The 626-nt window shown below is 49.2% G+C and carries 1 protein-coding gene; it reads right to left on the bottom strand.

All coding sequences use genetic code 11. The features are described from left to right. Positions 1 to 309: 309 nt before the first annotated feature. Positions 310 to 626, bottom strand: a 317-nt coding sequence (locus HGP29_RS28830) for a hypothetical protein (RefSeq protein ID WP_211093474.1), incomplete at its 5' end; no start/stop codon positions are given.

Here is a 626-nt window from a genome sequence, read left to right as displayed (position 1 = left end):
GACATTGGGTAGCCGTACAGTAAAGCGAGGCAATACGCCCCACTTCATGTAACTGAATGGTGCTTTGTGTACCTTGAGACCCTTGCGAAAGTCTCGCACAAAGTACAGGACAATCAGGGCATACACACTAATTACGAACAGGGTTACCATACATTACCTTGCGTGTGCGATAGGTTTGGGCCATTTGGGCCATGTAGTAGCCGAACCAGTCGGCCTTTGCTTCAGGTATGCCATAAGTACACTCGCAAGCAGTCTTAAAGGCGCTTCGGTATTCCCGCATGTCCTTCTTAGTGAGGCCATAATTAACCATTAAACAACCTCCCAGTATTGCCCGTCGATTACCGAATAGCATTCACCCTTGGGAGCGTCCACTTGTTGCAGTGTGCCCCCTAAAGACACCTCTTTCAAGCATGGGTATACCATTGGGTATTCTCCCTTGTCCTCGATAGACCATAAAGAGGCCGTGTGAGTCTGTGAGTTAACCACCAGTACAGCGTCTTGATGGTAGGTCTTACATGCCAGCCACGCCAGTTCAGCTGCTTGTTTGATGGTACATTCCACTTTAAGCGTGCGCTCTTGCGTTGCCTCAGGCATACCAGCCTCCTTAAAGCATCCTTGTACGTTCT

It is taken from the genome of Flammeovirga agarivorans (genome assembly GCF_012641475.1).
GTDB classification, from domain to species: domain Bacteria; phylum Bacteroidota; class Bacteroidia; order Cytophagales; family Flammeovirgaceae; genus Flammeovirga; species Flammeovirga agarivorans.
This window is presented reverse-complemented; position numbering and strand designations above follow the sequence as displayed.